General features: G+C 46.6%; 14 protein-coding genes. 6 read left to right on the forward strand and 8 right to left on the reverse strand.

From position 1 onward, the window contains the following. Nucleotides 1-41: 41 nt before the first annotated feature. The 6 genes from gltB to OCV29_RS14575 all read left to right on the forward strand — a co-directional run bounded on the left by gltB (nt 42) and on the right by OCV29_RS14575 (nt 9,257). Nucleotides 42-4,505, forward strand: coding sequence for a glutamate synthase large subunit (gene gltB, locus OCV29_RS14550; protein WP_073602580.1), 4,464 nt, complete (start codon nt 42-44; stop codon nt 4,503-4,505). Between the two features lie 16 nt (nt 4,506-4,521). Further along, entirely contained in the window at nt 4,522-5,934 is a 1,413-nt protein-coding gene (locus tag OCV29_RS14555) for an FAD-dependent oxidoreductase (RefSeq protein ID WP_073602581.1), read from the forward strand. A 154-nt stretch (nt 5,935-6,088) separates the two neighbouring features. Beyond that, complete coding sequence (mtnN, locus tag OCV29_RS14560) at nt 6,089-6,787, forward strand: 5'-methylthioadenosine/S-adenosylhomocysteine nucleosidase (RefSeq protein ID WP_073602582.1); 699 nt, start codon at nt 6,089-6,091, stop codon at nt 6,785-6,787. 14 nt (nt 6,788-6,801) lie between these two features. Continuing rightward, nucleotides 6,802-7,749: a cobalamin biosynthesis family protein gene (locus OCV29_RS14565; protein ID WP_073602583.1), complete on the forward strand. Its 948-nt coding sequence runs from the start codon at nt 6,802-6,804 to the stop codon at nt 7,747-7,749. Beyond that, a complete protein-coding gene (gene btuF / locus OCV29_RS14570) occupies nt 7,749-8,570 on the forward strand; it encodes a vitamin B12 ABC transporter substrate-binding protein BtuF (RefSeq protein WP_073602584.1) in 822 nt (273 codons plus the stop codon). The genes OCV29_RS14565 and btuF overlap by 1 nt, the downstream gene beginning before the upstream one ends. A 75-nt stretch (nt 8,571-8,645) precedes the next feature. Beyond that, entirely contained in the window at nt 8,646-9,257 is a 612-nt protein-coding gene (locus OCV29_RS14575; RefSeq protein WP_073602696.1) for a TRIC cation channel family protein, read from the forward strand. Between the two features lie 152 nt (nt 9,258-9,409). On the opposite strand, the gene OCV29_RS14580 is transcribed toward OCV29_RS14575, so the two are convergent. The 8 genes from OCV29_RS14580 to lpxC form a co-directional block, all read right to left on the reverse strand. Then, entirely contained in the window at nt 9,410-10,195 is a 786-nt protein-coding gene (locus tag OCV29_RS14580) for a TSUP family transporter (RefSeq protein ID WP_073602697.1), read from the reverse strand. Nucleotides 10,196-10,203: 8 nt separating this feature from the next. Then, nucleotides 10,204-11,229, reverse strand: a complete 1,026-nt coding sequence (locus OCV29_RS14585) for a hypothetical protein (RefSeq protein WP_139281510.1) — start codon at nt 11,227-11,229, stop codon at nt 10,204-10,206. A gap of 154 nt (nt 11,230-11,383) precedes the next feature. After that, nucleotides 11,384-14,602 carry a carbamoyl-phosphate synthase large subunit gene (gene carB, locus OCV29_RS14590; RefSeq protein WP_073602586.1) on the reverse strand — a complete coding sequence of 1,073 codons (3,219 nt, stop codon included), beginning with the start codon at nt 14,600-14,602 and terminating at the stop codon, nt 11,384-11,386. Nucleotides 14,603-14,617: 15 nt separating this feature from the next. Then, nucleotides 14,618-15,757 (reverse strand): glutamine-hydrolyzing carbamoyl-phosphate synthase small subunit, encoded by a 1,140-nt coding sequence (carA, locus tag OCV29_RS14595; protein ID WP_073602587.1) that lies wholly within the window; start codon nt 15,755-15,757, stop codon nt 14,618-14,620. Nucleotides 15,758-16,238: 481 nt separating this feature from the next. Next, the gene (dapB, locus tag OCV29_RS14600; RefSeq protein WP_073602588.1) at nt 16,239-17,048 is read right to left on the reverse strand and encodes a 4-hydroxy-tetrahydrodipicolinate reductase; all 810 of its coding nucleotides are present in this window, start codon (nt 17,046-17,048) and stop codon (nt 16,239-16,241) included. A 121-nt stretch (nt 17,049-17,169) separates the two neighbouring features. Further along, the gene (mutT, locus tag OCV29_RS14605) at nt 17,170-17,568 is read right to left on the reverse strand and encodes an 8-oxo-dGTP diphosphatase MutT (RefSeq protein ID WP_073602589.1); all 399 of its coding nucleotides are present in this window, start codon (nt 17,566-17,568) and stop codon (nt 17,170-17,172) included. Between the two features lie 82 nt (nt 17,569-17,650). Continuing rightward, nucleotides 17,651-20,359 carry a preprotein translocase subunit SecA gene (gene secA, locus OCV29_RS14610; RefSeq protein ID WP_073602590.1) on the reverse strand — a complete coding sequence of 903 codons (2,709 nt, stop codon included), beginning with the start codon at nt 20,357-20,359 and terminating at the stop codon, nt 17,651-17,653. A gap of 549 nt (nt 20,360-20,908) precedes the next feature. Further along, nucleotides 20,909-21,826, reverse strand: a complete 918-nt coding sequence (gene lpxC / locus OCV29_RS14615; RefSeq protein ID WP_073602591.1) for a UDP-3-O-acyl-N-acetylglucosamine deacetylase — start codon at nt 21,824-21,826, stop codon at nt 20,909-20,911. Nucleotides 21,827-21,841: the final 15 nt, after the last annotated feature.

The following is a 21,841-nucleotide window of genomic DNA, read 5'->3' on the forward strand; positions in this document are numbered from 1 at the left end:
CATTTTCTGTCTTGAAGACAGCACGCAAAAGGAGACTTGCAATGGCTCTATATGACCCGAATCTTGAAAGAGATAACTGTGGTTTTGGTCTGATCGCTCACATGGAAGGTCAGGCAAGCCATAAACTGGTCCGGACGGCGATCTCAGCCCTTGATCGCATGACTCACCGTGGCGGGATTGCAGCCGACGGAAAAACAGGTGATGGTTGTGGCCTGCTGCTGCAAAAACCTGATTCTTATCTACGTCTTATAGCAACCGAGCAACAATGGAAACTCGGAAAGCAATATGCTGTCGGCATGCTGTTTTTAAACCGTGACCCGGTCAAAGCCCAGTCAGCCCGTGATATTATTCATCAGGAACTCTCAAGGGAAACCCTCACAATTGCCGGGTGGCGGGATGTACCGACTAATCCGGATGTTCTTGGCCCGATTGCCCGCGATTCACTGCCGGATATCCAGCAGGTATTTATTTCCGCACCGGCAGGCTGGCAGGAACAGGATATAGAAAGACGCTTGTATATTGCCCGGCGGCGCATTGAGAAGCGAATAACTGATGATCGGGATTTCTATATCTGTTCTTTTTCCACTCAGGTGCTGGTCTATAAAGGATTGTGTATGCCGGCTGACCTGCCAAGATTTTATCTGGATCTGGCAGATCTCCGCATGGAGTCAGCCATCTGCTTGTTCCACCAGCGCTTTTCAACCAATACACAACCCCGCTGGCCACTGGCACAACCATTTCGCTATCTGGCCCATAATGGTGAAATCAACACGATTGCCGGTAACCGACAGTGGGCAAGAGCCCGCGCCTATAAATTTGCTTCACCACTGCTACCGGATTTGCAATCGGCTGCGCCGTTTGTGAATGAAACAGGTTCGGACTCTTCCAGTCTCGATAATATGCTCGATTTATTCCTTGCCGGTGGGATGGATCTGTTCCGTGCCATGAGAATGCTGGTGCCGCCTGCATGGCAAAATCACCCGGATATGGATGAAGAACTTCGTGCCTTCTATGATTTTAACTCAAAACATATGGAACCATGGGACGGCCCGGCCGGTATTGTGCTTTGTGACGGACGTCATGCGGCCTGTAACCTGGACCGGAATGGCCTCAGACCAGCCCGTTATGTCATCACCAAGGATAATCTGATAACTCTGGCTTCCGAAGTGGGCATCTGGGATTATGCCCCCGATGAAGTTGCAGTCAAAGGACGTGTCGGTCCGGGAGAATTACTGGTTATAGACACACAAACCGGAAAACTGTGGCAGTCAGAAGAAATAGATAATGATCTGAAGAGCCGCCATCCCTATCAGGAATGGATGAAACATAATGTTTACCGGTTAACCCCCTTTTCAGAGCTGGGTGATAGCGAGATCGGACAACGTGATTTCGATGATCATCAGCTTCGGACCTATCAAAAACAGTTTGCGATGAGCAACGAAGAAATCGATCAGGTCTTGCGGGTACTGGGCGACATGGGACAGGAAGCCGTTGGCTCCATGGGCGACGACACACCAATGGCGGTCTTATCATCAAGAGAACGACTCATTACTGACTATTTCCGCCAGAAATTCGCTCAGGTGACGAACCCGCCGATCGACCCGCTGAGAGAAAAACACGTCATGTCGCTGGCCACCAGTATTGGTCAGGAGATGAATGTATTCTGTGAAACAGATGGGCACGCCCACCGGGTCAGCTTCAATTCACCGGTCCTGCTGTACTCCGATTTAAAGCAGTTGTTATGCCTTGGCGATCAGCACTATAAGAATACGATTCTCGATATCAATTATGACCCGGATGAGAAAGACCTTAAACAGGCGATTCTCGATCTGTGTGATATTGCTGAACAAGTCGTTCGCGAAGGGACTGTTTTGATTGTCCTTTCGGACCGGGAAATTACGCCGGAAAAAGTGCCTATCCCGGCAGCAATGGTTGTTGGTGCAATACAAACCCGGCTGGTCGAAGCTCAGCTGAGATGCGATGCAAATATCATCATCGAAACCGCTGCCGCCAGAGACCCGCACCAGTTTGCCGTTTTACTTGGCTTTGGCGCAACCGCAGTTTATCCGTATCTGGCTTATGAATCACTGGGGAAACTGATCGATGATGGCGTACTGGACAAAAACTATCGCGAAGTGATGCAGAACTATCAAAACGGCATCAACAAAGGTTTGTATAAAATCATGTCGAAGATGGGGATTTCCACTGTCGCGTCTTATCGGTGCTCCCAGTTATTTGAAGCCGTCGGTCTGCATCAAAATCTGGTTGATCTGTGCTTCAGAGGTGTGACAACCCGGATTCAGGGCGCAGACTTCACCGATTTTCAGCAAGATCTGCTGAACTTATCACGTAAAGCCTGGACCAAACGAAAAGCAGTTGATCATGGTGGTTTACTCAAATTTGTTCATGGCGGGGAATATCATACGTACAACCCGGATGTCGTCAGCACCCTGCAAACTGCGGTCAAATCAGGCACAGCGCAGGATTATCAGCAGTTTGCACAACAGGTCAATCAAAGACCGGTCGCAACATTACGAGACCTGATGAGACTGAAAAAAGCCGCTTCTCCCTTACCGCTGGCTAAAACTGAATCTGAACAAGATCTGTTTAAACGTTTTGATTCCGCCGCAATGTCTATCGGGGCACTCAGCCCTGAGGCGCATGAGGCACTGGCAACAGCAATGAACCGCCTGGGGGGATATTCTAACTCCGGTGAAGGCGGAGAAGATCCCCGCCGTTTTGGGACTGAACGTAACTCAAAGATTAAACAGGTCGCCTCCGGCCGCTTTGGTGTAACACCCCATTACCTTGTCAATGCAGATGTGCTGCAAATTAAAGTCGCTCAGGGAGCCAAACCCGGTGAAGGCGGACAGCTCCCCGGTCACAAAGTCACCGCAGAGATAGCACGCCTTCGTCACTCAGTGCAGGGCGTTACCCTGATTTCACCACCACCACATCACGATATTTATTCGATTGAAGATCTGGCGCAGCTGATTTTTGATTTGAAGCAGGTCAATCCGGATGCGCTGGTCTCCGTGAAGCTGGTTTCTGAACCCGGTGTTGGCACTATCGCAACCGGCGTGGCCAAAGCGTATGCGGACCTCATTACGATTTCAGGCTATGACGGCGGAACCGCAGCCAGCCCACTGACATCAGTAAAATATGCGGGTTGTCCTTGGGAGCTGGGACTGGCGGAAACACAGCAAGCACTGGTTGCTAACGGATTAAGACATAAAATCCGCCTGCAGGTGGATGGCGGTCTGAAAACAGGCTTAGATGTCATTAAAGGCGCGATCCTGGGGGCAGAAAGCTTTGGATTTGGTACTGCGCCGATGGTTGCAATGGGATGTAAGTTCCTGCGCATCTGTCACTTAAATAACTGTGCAACGGGTGTCGCGACTCAGGATGAAACACTACGCCGCAATTACTTCAAAGGCCTGCCGGATATGGTCGTCAACTACTTTACCGGACTGGCACAGGAAGTCCGTGGCTATCTGGCTGAATTAGGCGTTGAAAAACTCACAGACTTAATTGGCCGAACCGATCTGCTGGAAGTCGTGGATGGCTTCACTGCAAAGCAAACCAAGCTGGATTTATCCGATATTCTGGCACAACCCATCTCGGCTGAAGGACACCCGATGTTCTGTAGCGAGCCCAATACACCATTTGATCAGGGGCAACTTAACCAGACGATCATTCAGGATGCCAGCGAAGCGGTGAACACGCAGCAAACCGTGAATTTGTATTACGATATTATCAATACGGATCGCTCTGTCGGTGCCCGGCTATCTGGTGAAATCGCAAAACGCTATGGAAATCAGGGCATGGCAGCGTCCCCGGTCAAAATTCATTTTGAAGGCACCGCGGGCCAATCCTTCGGTGTCTGGAATGCCGGCGGCGTTGAACTGTATCTGACCGGAGATGCCAATGACTATGTCGGTAAAGGGATGGCAGGCGGAAAAATTGTGATTAAGCCGCATGTTGGCACGGCATTCAAATGCCATGAAGCGACCATTATCGGGAATACCTGTCTTTATGGCGCAACCGGCGGGAAACTATTTGCCTCAGGCAAAGCCGGAGAACGCTTTGCAGTCAGAAACTCAGGGACAATTGCCGTGATTGAAGGCGCAGGAGATAACGCCTGTGAATACATGACGGGGGGTATCGTCGCCATACTTGGTGCGACAGGCGTCAACTTTGGCGCCGGGATGACCGGCGGATTTGCTTATGTACTCGATCACAATCAGGATTTTCAGGGACGGGTCAACAAAGAATCAGTGGAAGCAATTTCGCTGCAGGAACTCAATATTCATCAGGAACACTTGCGGGGCTTGATTGCAGAACATCTGGAAGAAACAGGCTCACTTCATGCCGAAGCCATTCTGGCAAACTTTGATGAGTGGATTCCGAAGTTCTACCTCGTGAAACCACAAGCAGCAGATCTGAAAACATTGCTGGGGCATCAAAGCCGCAGCGCAGCAGAACTGCGTGTTCAGGCACAGTAACAGGAGCCAGAGAATCATGAGTCAAAATGTCTATCAGTTTATTGATGTGAATCGTGTTGATCCGGCGAAAAAGCCGCTGAACATCCGTAAAATCGAGTTCGTGGAAATTTATGAACCGTTCACCAAACAGCAGGCAACTGCTCAGGCAGACCGCTGTCTGGACTGCGGTAACCCGTACTGTGAATGGAAATGCCCGGTTCATAACTACATTCCACAATGGTTAAAACTGGCCAATGAAGGCAGAATTATTGAAGCTGCGGAACTATCTCACCAGACCAACAGCCTGCCCGAAGTCTGTGGACGGGTTTGTCCGCAGGATCGTTTGTGTGAAGGCTCCTGTACCTTAAATGATGATTTCGGTGCAGTCACAATCGGTAACATAGAAAAATATATTACCGATAAAGCCTTTGAAATGGGTTGGAAACCCGATATGTCCCAGGTGGTATGGACCGGTAAAAAGGTCGCGGTGATCGGTGCAGGTCCGGCCGGACTGGCCGCAGCCGACGTGCTGGCGAGAAATGGTGTCAAACCAGTTGTGTTTGACCGCTACCCGGAAATCGGCGGGCTTCTGACTTTTGGGATCCCATCGTTCAAGCTGGAAAAGTCAGTGATGACCAATCGCCGCCGTATCTTTGAGGGCATGGGCGTTGAGTTCCGGCTGAATACAGAGGTGGGACAAGATGTTTCCCTGCAGAATCTCATTGATGATTATGATGCTGTTTTTCTCGGCGTCGGGACTTATCAGTCCATGCGTGCCGGACTCAGGAACGAAGATGCATCCGGCGTGTATGATGCACTGCCATTTCTGATTTCCAATACCTACCGGGTCATGCGCTTAAAACAGGAGCAGCCTTTCATCGATATGGCCGGGAAAAAAGTGGTGGTTCTTGGGGGCGGGGATACAGCGATGGACTGCGTCCGGACTTCAGTCCGTCAGGGAGCCAGCCGGGTCATCTGTGCTTACCGCCGTGATGAAGAGAACATGCCGGGATCACGCAGAGAAGTCAAAAATGCCAGAGAAGAAGGGGTTGAATTTATGTTTAACCTGCAGCCTCTGGGCGTCGAAGTCGATGAAGAGGGCAAAGTCAGCGGAATTCAGGTCGTGAAAACCGCTTTAGGCGAACCGGATGCTGCCGGACGTCGCAGACCTGAACCCGTTCCCGGAAGTGAGCACATACTTGAGGCCGATGCGGTGATTATGGCATTTGGCTTTCAGGCTCACCCGATGCCATGGCTGGAGCCTTTCGGCGTTGAACTGGATCAATGGGGACGCATCAAGGCACCGGATAACGGCCAGTTCAAATATCAGACCTCGAACGAAAAAATCTTTGCCGGAGGGGATATTGTCCGGGGATCCGATTTGGTCGTTACGGCCATCGATGAAGGCAGGAAAGCTGCTGAGGGTATCCTTGACTATCTGCAAGTCTGATACATCTGAAGATGCAGTACAATCTTTCAGTCTGTTTGTGAAAGCTTGTACTGCCCATCAGGTAACAGTGGCGCTGTTCATACATCAATGCTCTTCCTGTCTACAGATTTCATGCTAAACTCTGCCCAAAATGTTATTCAGTGAGAGATACGCCATGAAAATCGGCATTATCGGTGCAATGGAGCAGGAAGTTGCACTTTTAAAATCGGCATTAACCCAGCTTAAAGAAGAAAAAAAAGCTGGATGTACATACTTTACCGGTCAGATTAACGGCATAGACGTTGTGCTGCTGCAGTCAGGTATCGGTAAAGTTGCCGCATCGGTCGGAACCGCCTTACTTTTGGAACTCTATCAACCGGATATTGTGATTAACACCGGCTCTGCCGGAGGATTCGACGCATCACTGACAATGGGTGATGTGGTCATCTCAACTGAAGTCCGTCATCACGATGCCGACCTGACCGCTTTTGGATATGAGCAGGGACAAATGGCAGGACAACCCGCTGCATTTGCCGCCGATGCCAAACTGATTGATCTGGCAGAAAAAGCGCTGACCCAGGGAAATCATCACGCTGTCCGCGGGCTAATCTGTACCGGTGATACCTTTGTCTGTAAACCAGAAAGGCAGGCATTTATCCGGGAGCACTTCCCTCAGGTCATCGCGGTTGAAATGGAAGCAGCGGCGATTGCTCAAACCTGTTACCAGTTCGGAACACCATTTGTTGTCGTCAGAGCCATTTCTGACGTTGCAGATAAAGAATCACCCATGTCTTTTGACGAATTCCTGCCGCTGGCGGCGAAGAGTTCATCAGATATGGTATTAAAAATGCTTGAATTACTGCATTCATCCTGAAAAATTCTGAATTAATGAACCCTGTCATTGAAATCATTCAGGCAAACAGCGCTCTGCTTATTTTGTGGGGCGCTTTGCTGATTCATTTTATTCTCCCGATTCCGCGGCATGCTCATCCTGTCACACTGTGGCACAAATTTGCCGAAATTCTGGCAGAGAAAGTTAATGGACCAAATAGTTTTACGCAAAAAGGAATTTCCGGCGCAATGGCCTGGGCGCTGATGGTCATTCCCGCCCTGATATTATTGATAGCCTTCCGTCCTTTAGTCTGGCAACCCGAATTTTATGACCTCGCCCTTTTATTACTCGCACTGAACTGGCGGGAACAAACCCAGCTGGCGTCGGGTCTGATAAAAGCTTTATCAACAGAAGATAAACAGACTGCAAGACAGCTTTTATCTGAGACCAATAATCGTCAAACAGCAGCATTATCTATTGTCGGTCTTGGAAAAGCCGGGGCTGAAACACTTATTGTCGGGCAAGCCCGGCAAGTCGTCGCTGTCATGTTCTGGTATGGCATTGCCGGTGGCTGCGGTGCATTCATATTCCGCCTGATAACGGAACTGAGCCGGGCGTGGTCTCCTTCTCAACCGGCCTGCTACCCTTTTGGCGTCACCAGCGCCAGATTACTGGCACTGCTTGAGGCGATTCCGTCCATCCTTTTCACCGGCCTGCTTTTACCGGGTAAGTCCTTGCCCTGGAGACAAATCCGCACCCAGGCGGCTATCTGGCCATCATTTGCTCCCGGCTGGCTACTGGCAACCGTAGGAAATAAACTGAATCTGTCTCTTGGCGGACCTGCCATTTATGATGGAAAAAAATCTGTCCGGACCAAAATAGGCGGCCGGATTGTTCCGTCAGCACTGCATCTCTCCCAGACTCAGAGAATGCTCAATCAGCGTACATTCATCTGGATTCTGGCGCAAAGCCTGATAACCTTCATGATCATGCAGGTCATCTGATGAGATATGTACACTTTTTCATTCTGTTTCTTTGCCTCTCTCCAGCTTGTTTTGCAAAGCCTGTTTCACGAGTGATCACGCTGTCACCACACGCGACTGAAATTGCTTTTGCAGCCGGACTGGGTGACAAAGTGATTGCGGTCAGCAAGCACAGTGACTATCCGCTTCAGGCGCAAAAACTTCCTGAAGTTGCCAATTATCACGGCCTGAATATCGAAAAAATTCTTGCGCTGAAGCCTGATCTGGTGATTAGCTGGCCGGACGGGAATCCTCCCAAAGAAATCAATAAGCTCAAACGAATGGGACTTCGGATTTATCCGTCTCACATCTCCACCCTGAGTGATATCGCACAAAATATTGAGGACCTGAGCCAGTTTGCAGATAACCCGCAGGAAGGCCTGAAGAATGCGCAACATATCCGCGACGCTGTGACTGCATTAAAACACAAATACCAGCATCGCCGGAAAGTGACCTATTTTTATCAACTGAGCAGTAAACCACTCATAACTATGGCTCGTCACAGCTGGCCTGCCGAAGTGTTTGACTTATGTGGTGGAGTGAATGTTTTCCGGGATGCAATCACGCCATATCCTCAGGTTAGCCTCGAAAAAGTGCTCCTTGCGCGGCCAGAAGTGATCTTCAAAACAGATGAGCAGAGCCAGAAAGAAAATCTGTGGTCTGAATGGCCGGATATTCCAGCGGTGAAACATCATCATATCTGGTCAGTGCATGCCGACTGGATGAATCGCCCTACACCACGAACTTTATATGCGGTCAAAGAAGTCTGCCGGTATTTTGATTCCGTCCGGCAAAATCACTAACGATTCAGTGCATTTTTATTTACAATGCGCTCAATTTTTCGAGTTTAACCCGCGGATATGCATCGGTGGCTGTTTATGTTTCTTTATCTGATTGATTTATTTGGCACTGCGGTATTTGCAGTTTCGGGCGTCATACTTGCAGGAAAACTAAGAATGGATCCGTTCGGTGTCATCGTGTTAGGTGGGGTGACCGCAATTGGTGGCGGGACAATTCGCGACATTATGCTGGATGCGACCCCCATCTTCTGGATTCATGATACCACCTATCTTTGGGTCATTTTATCGACCTGTTTTCTGACCATGATGATTGTCCGGCGTCCCAAGCGTATCCCCTGGTGGGTTTTACCAGTATGCGATGCCATTGGTCTGGCTGTTTTTGTCGGGATTGGCGTCGATAAAGCACTCGCCTATCAGGATTCTTATCTGGTGGCTGTGATGATGGGGGTGCTAACGGGCTGTGGCGGCGGAATTATCCGTGATGTATTAGCCAGAGAAATTCCCATGGTACTGCGCCATGAAGTTTATGCGACGGCATGTATTGTGGGGGGTATCTTCCATACCACAGCCATTGCACTTGAATATAATCACCAGATCGCGCTGCTTGCCGGGCTGGTGTCAACGCTCATTATCCGGCTCGGCGCGATTCGCTGGCACCTGTCATTGCCGGTGTTCGCAATGAATAAGTAATCCGGAATAATTTTAAAACAGCCAAGCGGGAATCATAGACTGCTGGTTCAGCGATAAAAGCACTATCAGAAGAAATATGATTCCCGCTTGCCTCAAGGCGTGTATGTCTTTCATCGCCGTTCCTGCCGGAGGCGATGAAAGATAAATACGCTCTAGAGTATGGATAATAACCATTGCTGATGTTGCTCCCACAATAGCTTCAATGCCATCAGAATACACATCGTCACGACCAGAGGGCGAATCCATTTCTGCCCTTTGCTCACCACAATTTTTGCGCCGGTTCTCGCACCAATAAACTGTCCGGCAGCCATCACTAATCCAATTTTCCATACCGGCAGCCCGGCAAGAATAAAAAAGCTGAGCGCGGCAATGTTCGAAGTAAAGTTCAACACCTTGGTTCTGGCAGTTGCTTCAACCAAAGAGAAACGCATCAATGTCACATAGGCAACAGCAAAAATAGCACCGGTTCCCGGTCCGAAGAAGCCATCATAAAACCCAACGCAAGTACCAACACACAAAGCAAACACCGCTTCAGATATAACTGCAGGCTTCCCGTGTGAATCAGAGACGGGCTGAGGAGCAAACAGAAAGTATGCTGAAATACCAAGCAATAAAAGAGGAATCAGACTGGTTAATATCGTGGCATCTATCAGCTGAACACATCCGGCACCAAACACCGCACCAACAAACGTACACAAGATAGCCAGGCGCATTTGCCGGAGTGAAACCAGCCCACTACGGATAAAATAAAGTGTTGAAGAAAAGCTCCCGAACGATCCCTGCAGTTTATTCGTTGCAATGGCCTGAGCTGGCGGCACGCCTGCCGCTAATAATGCAGGAACCGTGATCAATCCACCACCACCGGCAATCGCATCAATCCACCCTGCAACGACAGCAACAGAAAAAAGTAATGTCAGTAATTCAACAGAAATATCCATACCATCTCTCATTCATCTGAAATCTTCTCCTTCTCACCTGACAAGAACGAAATTTTTTTCACGGTCATCGCAATCGGTGACTTCGCCCCCTCCAGTAAAAGCATATCCCCCACAGAAACATGATGCCAAACCGCTTTGGGAACATCACATAAAAGCCTTTCAGCAGAAGGATCTGAAGGAGAACGAAGCCAGAGTTTTCCATCACAACTTCCCCGGCCATGTCCATACCAGTCATCAGATTTATCAGAAACACGCTCTATCTGGGTACCTGGTTCAGCAATCAGTAAATGTAGCGGAACCGCGATACCTTGTACCATAAAAAGCACACTCATCGGTCCGATAAAGATAAGGCCACAAACAAGCATCAACTGAGTTCCAAAGGTCGCCCCTTTCAGGCTTTGACGAAAATGGGCAGTAAACGCAAACAACACAGATAACGGACCACCAACATATAAAAGTGATGGCCAAAACCTCTTATCGAAAGACGGACTCATTAACGGATCAATCCAATGCCCAATCAAAAATCCAACAAAACAGAACAGCATGACTATAAAAATCGTGCAGGCAATTCTTTGTTTTATTCCATCTTTACGACTCTGTTCCCTGTATTGATCATACAGTTGAGAAATGCTGTATTGATGTAAAGGTGACAACTTCACCTCCAGCTCATCCATGCTGCATTCACCCAGGTCGACTGAAGCAGAAGCTTTGTCCCAAAATCCCCGCTTCTGGCTTTTATTGAGGATATCAAGGCTTAACAAAAAGACATCTTTGTCCAGCGGAAGTAGTGAGAAACTCATGATATCTTGTTCACTCTCCGCTTTATGAAGTAACAGCCCGGCAGTCCCTTCCCCCTGGTTCAATTTATCCAGTTCCTGCTGCCAGTTAAAATTCTTCGCAAAATTGATCGCCTGCTCAAAGGTCAGTCCGGATTGAGATTCATATTCAATATCCAGGAATTTTTTACCTTCAGGCTGATGCGGAGATGCCCAGTTCGCTGTAATCCCCTGTGTAGATTTATAATTTTGGTGCATAAACAACAAAGCTCTGACAAAAGTGTCAGCATACTGCAAAACCAGAATAACAGAAACCCATATAACCACCTGAAAGACAATAAAAAGACCCTGGTATCAAATGAAAAAAAGCCTGACATGAAAGCCAGGCTTTAAGACAGAAGAAATACAAAAATTATTTTATTTTACGATGCATTTCCTGAACAGAAATCACCGAGTTTTTCGGATTCGCGGTATGTGCCATTGCCGTTGCAAATGCTGCATTCAGTGTCGTTGTGTAGTTCACTTTTTCAGCCAGAGCACCGCGGCGCAATACTTTCGAATCTTCAATCGCCTGACGTCCGGATGCCGTATTAATGATGTACGTATACTCATTATTCTTAATCCGGTCCAGAATATGAGGACGTCCTTCATGTACTTTGTTCACCAGGCGGGGATTGATCCCAGCTTCACCTAAGACGACTGCCGTACCATGAGTCGCATCCAGATGACATCCCAGCTCAAGCAACTGATGCGCTAAATCAACAACCCGCTGTTTGTCGCCAGCCCGAACAGAAATCAGAGCCCGGCCACCTTCAGGATAAACGTGCCCACACGCCAGCTCAGCTTTTGCAAACGCTTCCGCAAAAGTACTGCCTACGCCCATCACTTCACCTGTCGAACGCATTTCAGGCCCAAGCAGTGGATCCACGCCCGGGAACTTGTTGAACGGCAAAACGACTTCTTTGACTGAATAGTAAGGCGGTACAATTTCCTGAGTGAATCCCTGCTCGGTCAGTGACTGTCCAGCCATCACACGGGCTGCAATTTTAGCCAGTGGTGCACCCGTTGCTTTAGAAACAAACGGCACTGTACGGGCTGCACGCGGATTCACCTCAATCAGATAAACCTCATTGTTTTTCACCGCAAACTGGGTATTCATCAATCCGCGAACACCAAGTTCAAAAGCAAGTTTTTCTACCTGCTCGCGCATGACATTCTGGATGTCCTGACTCAGGGTATAAGGAGGCAGAGAACACGCAGAATCACCGGAGTGAACTCCTGCCTGCTCGATATGCTCCATAATACCGCCAATCACAACGCGCTCACCATCACAGATCGCATCAATATCAACTTCAATGGCATCGTCAAGGAAGTGATCGAGTAAGACCGGAGATTCATTCGAAACACTAACAGCTTCGTTAAAGTAACGACGTAAATCAGCCTCGTCATACACGATTTCCATCGCCCGGCCACCCAGCACGTAAGAAGGGCGAACAACCAACGGATAACCAATCTTCTCAGCCTTATCAACCGCCTGTTCAATCGCCGTGACAGTCGCGTTTTCAGGCTGCTTCAGTCCAAGGCGCTCAACTGCCTGCTGGAAACGCTCCCGGTCTTCTGCACGGTCAATTGCATCAGGGCTGGTTCCGATAATCGGCACTCCGGCAGCTTCAAGCTCACGGGCCAGTTTTAAAGGCGTTTGGCCACCATACTGAACAATCACACCGGTCGGTTGTTCAACCCTGACAATCGACAAAACATCTTCCAGTGTCACTGGCTCGAAATAGAGACGGTCAGAAGTGTCATAGTCGGTTGAAACGGTTTCCGGGTTACAGTTGACCATGATGGTCTCATAACCGTCTTCACGCAAAGCCAGTGAAGCATGAACACAGCAGTAGTCAAATTCTATCCCCTGACCAATCCGGTTCGGGCCACCACCCAGAACCATAATTTTCTTCTGGCTGGTTGGCTGAGCTTCACATTCGTCATCATAGGATGAATACATATATGCCGTTGAAGAAGCAAATTCGGCAGCACAGGTATCAACCCGTTTGTAAACCGGATAAATGCTGAACTGGTCACGCAAGCGGCGAATTTCATTTTCTGAAACGCCTACCAGCTTCGATAAACGGGCATCAGAGAAACCTTTGCGTTTCACCTGACGAAGGACCTCTTCAGTCAGACCAGCAAAACCACTGGCCTTCAATTGCTCTTCGAGACGCACCAATTCTTCAATTTGCACGAGGAACCAACGGTCAATATTCGTCAGCTTAAAGATGCCATCGACAGAAAGGCCTGCGCGGAAAGCATCTGCGATATACCAGATTCGCTCAGCACCTGCTTCTTTGAGTTCCTGACGAATCCGGGTGAGTGCATCCGGAGATTCAAGGTCAACAATTTCATCAAATCCGGTCGCACCAACTTCCAGTCCTCTTAATGCTTTTTGCAAAGATTCCTGCTGGTTACGGCCAATCGCCATCACTTCACCCACAGATTTCATCTGTGTTGTCAGGCGATCATTTGCTCCGGCGAATTTTTCGAAGTTGAAACGCGGAATCTTCGTGACGACATAATCAATGGTAGGCTCAAATGAAGCCGGCGTTACACCACCGGTAATATCATTGGTTAACTCATCAAGGGTGAAACCAACGGCCAGTTTCGCTGCAATTTTTGCAATCGGGAAACCTGTCGCTTTCGAAGCAAGCGCAGAAGAACGGGAGACCCGCGGGTTCATTTCGATGATCACCATCCGGCCATCTTTTGGATCGATACCAAACTGAACGTTAGAACCACCGGTTTCTACACCGATTTCACGCAGAACAGCCAGAGAAGCATTCCGCATCAGCTGGTATTCTTTATCCGTGAGTGTTTGCGCCGGTGCAACCGTAATTGAGTCTCCGGTATGAATTCCCATCGGGTCAAAGTTCTCAATCGAGCAGACGATGATACAGTTGTCATTTTTATCCCGGACAACTTCCATCTCGTACTCTTTCCAGCCAATCAGTGATTCATCAATCAGCAATTCATTAGTTGGTGAGAGATCGAGCCCGCGGCTACAGATTTCTTCAAACTCTTCTTTGTTATAAGCAATACCGCCACCGGTGCCGCCCATTGTAAAGGACGGGCGGATAATACAAGGGAAGCCGACTTTATCAAGTACCTGATAAGCTTCTTCCATCGTTTTCGCAGTATCTGCACGCGGGCATTCCAGACCGATAGATTTCATCGCCGCGTCAAAACGGGAACGGTCTTCCGCTTTATCGATCGCATCGGCTGTTGCACCAATCATTTCCACGCCAAATTCAGCCAGAACACCATGGCGATCCAGATCCAGAGCGCAGTTCAGTGCAGTCTGTCCACCCATGGTGGGCAATACAGCATCCGGACGTTCTTTTTCAATAATCTTTCGAACAACTTCCCACTGAATTGGCTCGATATAAGTTGAATCAGCCATCTCAGGATCAGTCATAATTGTCGCCGGGTTAGAGTTCACCAGAATCACCCGGTACCCTTCCTCTTTCAGCGCTTTACATGCCTGAGCGCCAGAGTAGTCAAACTCACAAGCCTGACCAATAACAATAGGACCAGCACCCAGAATGAGAATACTTTTTATATCGGTACGTTTTGGCATTATTTGTAACTCCGGTTAAGCGCTGTGTTTTTGAATCAGTTCAATAAAATGGTCGAAGAGTGGTGCAGCATCATGCGGCCCCGGACTTGCTTCAGGGTGTCCCTGGAAGCTGAAAGCTGGTTTATCAGTACGGTGAATACCTTGTAAAGAACCATCAAACAGAGACTTATGAGTGGCTTTCAGATTGTCAGGTAAAGAGGCTTCATCCGCAGCAAAACCATGATTCTGGGAAGTGATCATCACAACATCCCGCTCAAGGTCTTTCACCGGGTGGTTTGCACCGTGATGACCGAATTTCATTTTGATGGTTTTAGCACCAGAAGCCAGCGCCAGAATTTGATGTCCCAGACAAATACCAAACACAGGCAGACCTTTATCAAGAAAAACTTTTGTCGCTTCGATTGCATAAGTACATGGTTCCGGGTCACCCGGGCCATTAGATAAGAAGACGCCGTCAGGATTCATTGCCAGAACTTCTTCAGCCGTTGTCTTGGCAGGGACGACAGTCAAACGGCACCCGCGATCCACAAGCATCCGTAAAATATTTCTTTTCGCACCGAAATCATAAGCGACGACGTGATAAGGCAAATCTGTCTCATCTTTCGGGCAAGGTAATCCTTTTTCCAAAGTCCAGGAACCCTGGGTCCACTGATAAGATTCTTTTGTTGTCACTTCTTTTGCTAAATCCATCCCTTTCAATCCGGGAAACTCTTTTGCTTTTGTTAAAGCCAAGGCTTCATCCAGATTATCACCAGCCATGATACATCCATTCTGGCTGCCTTTTTCTCTCAGGATACGAGTGAGTTTGCGGGTATCGATATCAGCAATACCAACAATATTTTTGGCTTTAAGGTATTCAGACAATGACTGTTCGCTTCTGAAATTAGAGGCAACAAGCGGAAGATCCCGAATCACAAGTCCTTGTGCATGAACAGCAGAAGATTCTTCATCTTCGGTATTGGTTCCGGTATTTCCAATATGGGGATAGGTAAGAGTTACGATTTGCCGGGAATAGGAAGGGTCAGTGAGGATCTCTTGATACCCCGTCATCGAGGTATTAAAAACGACTTCACCAACGGATATCCCATCTGCGCCAATGGATGCTCCGTGGAACACTGTCCCATCTTCAAGGACTAACAGTGCTGACTTACTCAAGACAACCTCCAGAATAAAAATTCAAAAAAAATGTATTAAACTGCAAATTCGTCTTTCTTACTTGCTATTTATGAACACCATAGCGTATTTCGGACAAATTGGACACATTTTATAGACGGGTGTGATTTCTGTCAACATACAACCCAACAAAAGCTTTTTCTTTTAAACAGTTGAAATAGAAAACACGCTAAAACCACTAAAAAACCATCTTTATTATAGTAAATTTACAGCAATTGGATAAAAGAGCGCCATACAGAAATATGAACATCAAAACTCACATAGAAAATGTATAAAAACAGAAGCAATCGATTAACCTCATCAGATAAGTGTTATTTTTATTTTTTTTAGGCAAAAAAGACGTTGTAATACTTATAATCAATATAAAAATGAGTTTAAACAACCAGAATGTAAGAAAGGAAACAGATGGGCAGATAACATCAGAAATGAATGCGCCAAAACCATTTGACGCATAATTATGTAGTTATAGTTCGTTGAGAGAAAGTACATCTGTCATGGTGTAAAGACCAGCAGGTTTGGAGACAAGCCAGACAGCTGCTTTGATCGCGCCATTTGCAAATGTCATCCGATCCGTTGCTCTGTGTGAGATTTCGACAATTTCTCCGATATCTGCAAACATAGCGGTATGCTCACCAACAATATCTCCGGCACGAACCGTCGCAAAACCAATCTCATCGCGGCTTCTTTCACCGGTAATCCCTTCACGCGCATAAACCGCAACATCACCAAGCTTATTCCCCATCGCTCCGGCAATCGCTTCCCCCATTCCCAGCGCAGTTCCGGACGGTGCATCAACTTTATGCCGGTGATGGGCTTCTATAATCTCAATGTCACAATAGTCGCCCATTACTTTTGCTGCTTTCTCCAATAATTTAAATACCAGATTCACACCAACACTATAGTTCGGTGCCATCACAACCGGAACCGATTGAACGTATTTTTCAATTTCAGACTTTTCAGATTCAGAAAAACCAGTCGTTCCTATCACGATAGCTTTATTATGTTTCTGACAGAGCTCAAGGTTCTTTAATGTGCTCGCAGGCACTGTAAAATCAACAATAACATCAAAGTCATCAATGACACTTTCCAGGTTATCAACCAAACTGACGCCAAAATGTCCTTCACCACATAGTTCACCTACATCAACACCAATAAGTGATGACTCAGAACGTTCTGAACCAGCACCAACCAAAGCGTCAGAATGATGGCGGGCTGCTTTTACAAGGTTACGCCCCATCCGGCCAGCAGCTCCTGCGATTGCAATTTTTATCATTGCTTATTTCTCCATGATTAGTCAGATATGAATATAAGCTCGGGGAGTCTGATATTCAGTAATATGTATTTAAACTATCAATATTCTTGAGATGTGACCAGTATGACCAGTAAGAAACTGCCTATGTGTATTCTTTTATTACTTTTTCAACAATCAATACATTGGCTGCCGGAAATTCATATTGGGTCAGCTCGCTAATATTAACCCATTGACCACACTGACCTTCTTTCCCATATGGTTCTCCATCAAATGCGGTGACAAGCATAAAATCAAACACCAATGACTTATCCGGGTAATCATACTCAAAAGACTCAAAGCGATGTTGCTGTTTTACCCTGATATCAATCTCTTCATACAATTCGCGGCTCATCGCATCCTCAACCGATTCATCAATTTCAACCTTTCCTCCCGGAAACTCCCATAAACCGCCCTGATGGAGATGGTCCGGACGTTTCGTAATATAGATTTGAGATTGTGCTTTATTCAATATAACAGCTGCAACAATATGGACTCTTTTCATGATGACTTACTCTTATTCCGGATGAAAAAAAAGCCGCTATAACAGATATAGCGACTTAATTTATTCAAATCTAACAAATTAATTAAGCAATCTTGCCATGGCAATGTTTATATTTTTTGCCACTTCCGCACGGACAAGGTTCATTTCGGCCAACTTTTCTGTCTTCCCGAACCATTGGCTGATGATTTTCATCCTGCACTTCGCTACTTCCACCGTGCTGAGTTTGTGCATGTCTTGCCGCTTCCTCAGCCTGAGCTCTGCGTCTCTCTTCCATCTGATCAACATCTTCAGGTTGCTGAACCCTGACTTTTGAAAGCACAGAGACAACATCAAATTTCAATGAATCAAGTAGTCCTTCAAATAATTCAAAAGACTCCCGCTTGTACTCTTGCTTAGGATTCTTCTGCGCATAACCACGCAAATGAATGCCCTGACGCAAATGATCCATTGCTGACAAATGTTCTTTCCACAATGTATCCAGTGTTTGCAGCATCACTGATTTTTCGAAGTTGCGCAAAACTTCAGCGCCGACAAGTGTTTCTTTTTCCTGATAAACTTTCACAGCTGCTTCAATGATTCGCTCACGCAAAGCTTCTTCATACAATTTATCATCTTCGTCCAGCCAAACCTGAATTGGCAGATCCAAATCAAAATCATGTTTCAAGCGATCCTGAAGGCCAGAAATATCCCACATGTCATCCAGAGATTGTGGCGGAATATATTCATCAATTGCAGTCGTCAGGACATCAAAACGGTTTTGCTCAATCATATCACTGATATCATCTGCTTCCATCAGCTCATCACGGAGTTCGTAAACAACTTTACGCTGATCATTCGCAACATCATCATACTCAAGCAACTGTTTACGAATATCAAAGTTTCGTCCCTCAACTTTACGTTGAGCTTTTTCTATTGAACGGGATAATAACTTACTTTCAATCGCTTCACCTTCATCCATACCACTTTGAATCAGGCCTGCCATTCTGTCTGAGGTAAAGATCCGAAGCAGTGAATCTTCCATTGATAAATAGAAACGGGAAGAACCGGCATCTCCTTGCCGTCCGGAACGACCACGTAACTGGTTATCAATCCGGCGGGATTCATGTCGCTCAGTACCGATGATGTGTAAACCACCTGACTCAAGCACTTTGTCATGTTCAATCTGCCAGGATGACTTAATCTCATCGATTTGTTCCTGAGTCGGATTATCAAGTTGCTCGACCTTAGTCTGCCAACTGCCTCCTAACACGATATCTGTACCACGGCCAGCCATATTGGTTGCAATGGTGACAGCTGCAGGCTTACCGGCTTCGGCGACAATCTCCGCTTCTTTCTCATGGAATTTTGCATTGAGTACATTGTGTTTTATTTTGGCCTTCTTCAATGCCTGAGAGAGTAATTCTGATTTTTCAATAGAAACAGTACCCACCAGAATTGGCTGACCTTTTTGCACACGTTCTTTAATGTCTTCAATAATTGCTGCAAACTTTTCAGACTCTGTTCGATAAACCACATCTGGCATATCGTCACGGATCATTGGGCGATTTGTTGGAATCACAACCGTATCCAGGCCATAGATAGACTGGAACTCAAACGCTTCTGTATCGGCAGTACCTGTCATACCTGACAGTTTTTCATAAAGACGGAAGTAGTTCTGGAAGGTGATTGATGCCAGTGTCTGGTTTTCATTCTGAATTTGCACGCCTTCTTTCGCTTCAACCGCCTGATGTAATCCATCAGACCAGCGCCGGCCCGGCATCGTTCTGCCCGTATGTTCGTCAACGATGACAACTTCACCATCTTCATTCACGATATAATCAACATCTTTTTCGAACAGAACATGAGCACGTAAAGCTGCATTCACATGGTGCAATAAGCTGATATTAGCCGGTGAATACAAGGTCTCACCCTCAGCCATCAGCTTACTTTCCACTAATAACTCTTCAACATACTCCTGACCCGTTTCTGTGAGGTAAACCTGTTTTGCTTTTTCATCGACGGTATAATGACCCGTTCCCCGGTACTCTTCTGAGTCTTCCTGATCCTGTTTTTCAAGATTTGGGATTAATGCATTCACCCGGGTATAAAGTTCAGAGCTGTCTTCTGCCGGACCAGAAATAATCAGTGGTGTACGGGCTTCATCAATCAGGATTGAATCCACTTCGTCGACAATGGCAAAGAAACGGGCCCGCTGTACACGATCTTCCTTACGGAAAGCCATGTTATCCCGAAGATAATCGAAGCCGAATTCGTTATTTGTACCATACAGAATATCTGCCTGATAGGCTTCCTGTTTTTCCGCAGGCATCATGCCGGGAACATTGACACCGACTGTCATTCCTAAAAATTCAAATAAAAGACGATTGGTTTCTGCATCCCTTTTCGCCAGATAATCATTCACAGTGACAACATGGATACCATGTCCCGGCAAAGCATTCAGATAAGCAGGTAACGTTGCAGTCAGAGTTTTACCTTCACCTGTTCTCATCTCTGCAATACGACCACCATTCAGTACCATGCCACCAATTAACTGAACATCAAAGTGACGCATACCAAAGACACGCTTTGATGCTTCACGGACAGTTGCAAAGGCTTCCGGAAGTAGCTGATCCAGAGTTTCTCCCTGAGAAAGACGCTCACGAAACTCTGCAGTTTTGGCTTTCAATTCTTCGTCAGATAAAGCTTCATAGGCAGGTTCATAATTATTAATCTGTTTTACTATTTTTCTCAGGCGACGCAATGTTCTGTCATTACGGCTACCAATAACCTTGGTCAGTAGCTTAGTTATCATTTTAATACGAATCTCTCTGTTGTTCGCTCACCAGGCGATCTATTCCTATGCCATCAGTCTCTACCAGTTCTCAACTAAGTGTACTGAGATATATCATAAACCTTAGATATTGAGGTACATAAGTGGCTTTTCAAGGCAATATGTTGATATTGAGGCCATAGTTTAAATAATTTCACATTATGTACAAAACACAACAACATACAAATTTATGTTTTACAAACTATGAGCCCAAAAATCATCAGTTTAAATAAACAATTTTAATTACAGCCATATAAAGCCGGGCATTTAAAACGCTCAAACATACCATATTGCACAAAATCTCATGGATAGTTGTTCTTTTTAGTGATGTTAATGGTTGGTTTTATGCCATTCTGAATCAGTTTCTGATCAAAATATATCTGGTTCTGCAAGCCACTCAAGACATCCATGTACGCTTAGACAAGGCGGCAAAAATTAGCCGCTCGCCCCAGATAAGCTCATCAAAGAATAAAAGCACAAAAAAACCAGACGTTTTAGCGTCTGGCTTTCTTTTTCATCAATGAAAAATGATCAGGCAAGAACCATGTTTGGTTCAGCAAAAGCAACCGGTGAACCCGTTTCTTCTGCATAAGTTGTCCATTCCCAGGCATCCTGATTCAGCAGCAGCGTCCGTAAAAGTTGATTATTCAATTGATGACCGGACTTGTAAGCTCTGAACTCCCCGATGAGAGCGTGCCCACACATATACAAGTCACCTATCGCATCAAGTACCTTATGGGTAACAAATTCATTTGAAAAACGCAGGCCATCTTTATTCAGAATACGGTAGTCATCCAAAACAATTGCACAGTCAAAACCACCACCTAAACAGAGTTTCTGAGACTGTAAATACTCGATATCACGCATAAAACCGAATGTTCTTGCCCGGGAGATATCTTTTACAAATGATTGAGATGAGAAGTCAAAACACAGGTGCTGCTCTGTAGACTCAATCGCCGGATGATTAAAATCAATTTCAAAATCCATCCGAAAACCATGATATGGGACCAGTTCAGCCCATTTATCACCGTCTTCAAACCGGACAGGCTTCTTGACACGAATAAATTTTTTCGGCGCATTTTGAGTTTCGATACCCGCCTGCTGGAGAAGAAAAACAAACGGACTTGCACTTCCGTCCATAATTGGAATCTCAGGCGCATCGACTTCAACGATGATATTATCAATCCCCATACCAGCAAGTGCAGCAGTCAAGTGCTCTACCGTGGAAATTCTGACACCCTCGTCATTGACTAATGCCGTACATAACATTGTATCCCGGACGTTGTCAGGCTTAGCAGGGAAATCCACAGGAGGGTTCAAATCTGTACGACGATAAATAATACCGGTATTGACAGCAGCAGGACGAAGAGTAAGCGTTACTTTGCGCCCTGAGTGAAGTCCCACCCCGGTAGTTTTAACGATTTCTTTCAAAGTACGTTGTCTGATCATCTGCCCGCCTCAATA

This window comes from Vibrio aerogenes, assembly GCF_024346755.1.
Taxonomy (GTDB): domain Bacteria; phylum Pseudomonadota; class Gammaproteobacteria; order Enterobacterales; family Vibrionaceae; genus Vibrio; species Vibrio aerogenes.

What these genes read in the sequence shown, in the direction of transcription:
- gltB (WP_073602580.1), top strand. Translation starts at nt 42, where the DNA reads ATGGCTCTATATGACCCGAATCTTGAAAGAGATAACTGTGGTTTTGGT.
- OCV29_RS14555 (WP_073602581.1), top strand. Translation starts at nt 4,522, where the DNA reads ATGAGTCAAAATGTCTATCAGTTTATTGATGTGAATCGTGTTGATCCG.
- mtnN (WP_073602582.1), top strand. Translation starts at nt 6,089, where the DNA reads ATGAAAATCGGCATTATCGGTGCAATGGAGCAGGAAGTTGCACTTTTA.
- OCV29_RS14565 (WP_073602583.1), top strand. Translation starts at nt 6,802, where the DNA reads ATGAACCCTGTCATTGAAATCATTCAGGCAAACAGCGCTCTGCTTATT.
- btuF (WP_073602584.1), top strand. Translation starts at nt 7,749, where the DNA reads ATGAGATATGTACACTTTTTCATTCTGTTTCTTTGCCTCTCTCCAGCT.
- OCV29_RS14575 (WP_073602696.1), top strand. Translation starts at nt 8,646, where the DNA reads ATGTTTCTTTATCTGATTGATTTATTTGGCACTGCGGTATTTGCAGTT.
- OCV29_RS14580 (WP_073602697.1), bottom strand. Translation starts at nt 10,195, where the DNA reads ATGGATATTTCTGTTGAATTACTGACATTACTTTTTTCTGTTGCTGTC.
- OCV29_RS14585 (WP_139281510.1), bottom strand. Translation starts at nt 11,229, where the DNA reads ATGCACCAAAATTATAAATCTACACAGGGGATTACAGCGAACTGGGCA.
- carB (WP_073602586.1), bottom strand. Translation starts at nt 14,602, where the DNA reads ATGCCAAAACGTACCGATATAAAAAGTATTCTCATTCTGGGTGCTGGT.
- dapB (WP_073602588.1), bottom strand. Translation starts at nt 17,048, where the DNA reads ATGATAAAAATTGCAATCGCAGGAGCTGCTGGCCGGATGGGGCGTAAC.
- mutT (WP_073602589.1), bottom strand. Translation starts at nt 17,568, where the DNA reads ATGAAAAGAGTCCATATTGTTGCAGCTGTTATATTGAATAAAGCACAA.
- secA (WP_073602590.1), bottom strand. Translation starts at nt 20,359, where the DNA reads ATGATAACTAAGCTACTGACCAAGGTTATTGGTAGCCGTAATGACAGA.
- lpxC (WP_073602591.1), bottom strand. Translation starts at nt 21,826, where the DNA reads ATGATCAGACAACGTACTTTGAAAGAAATCGTTAAAACTACCGGGGTG.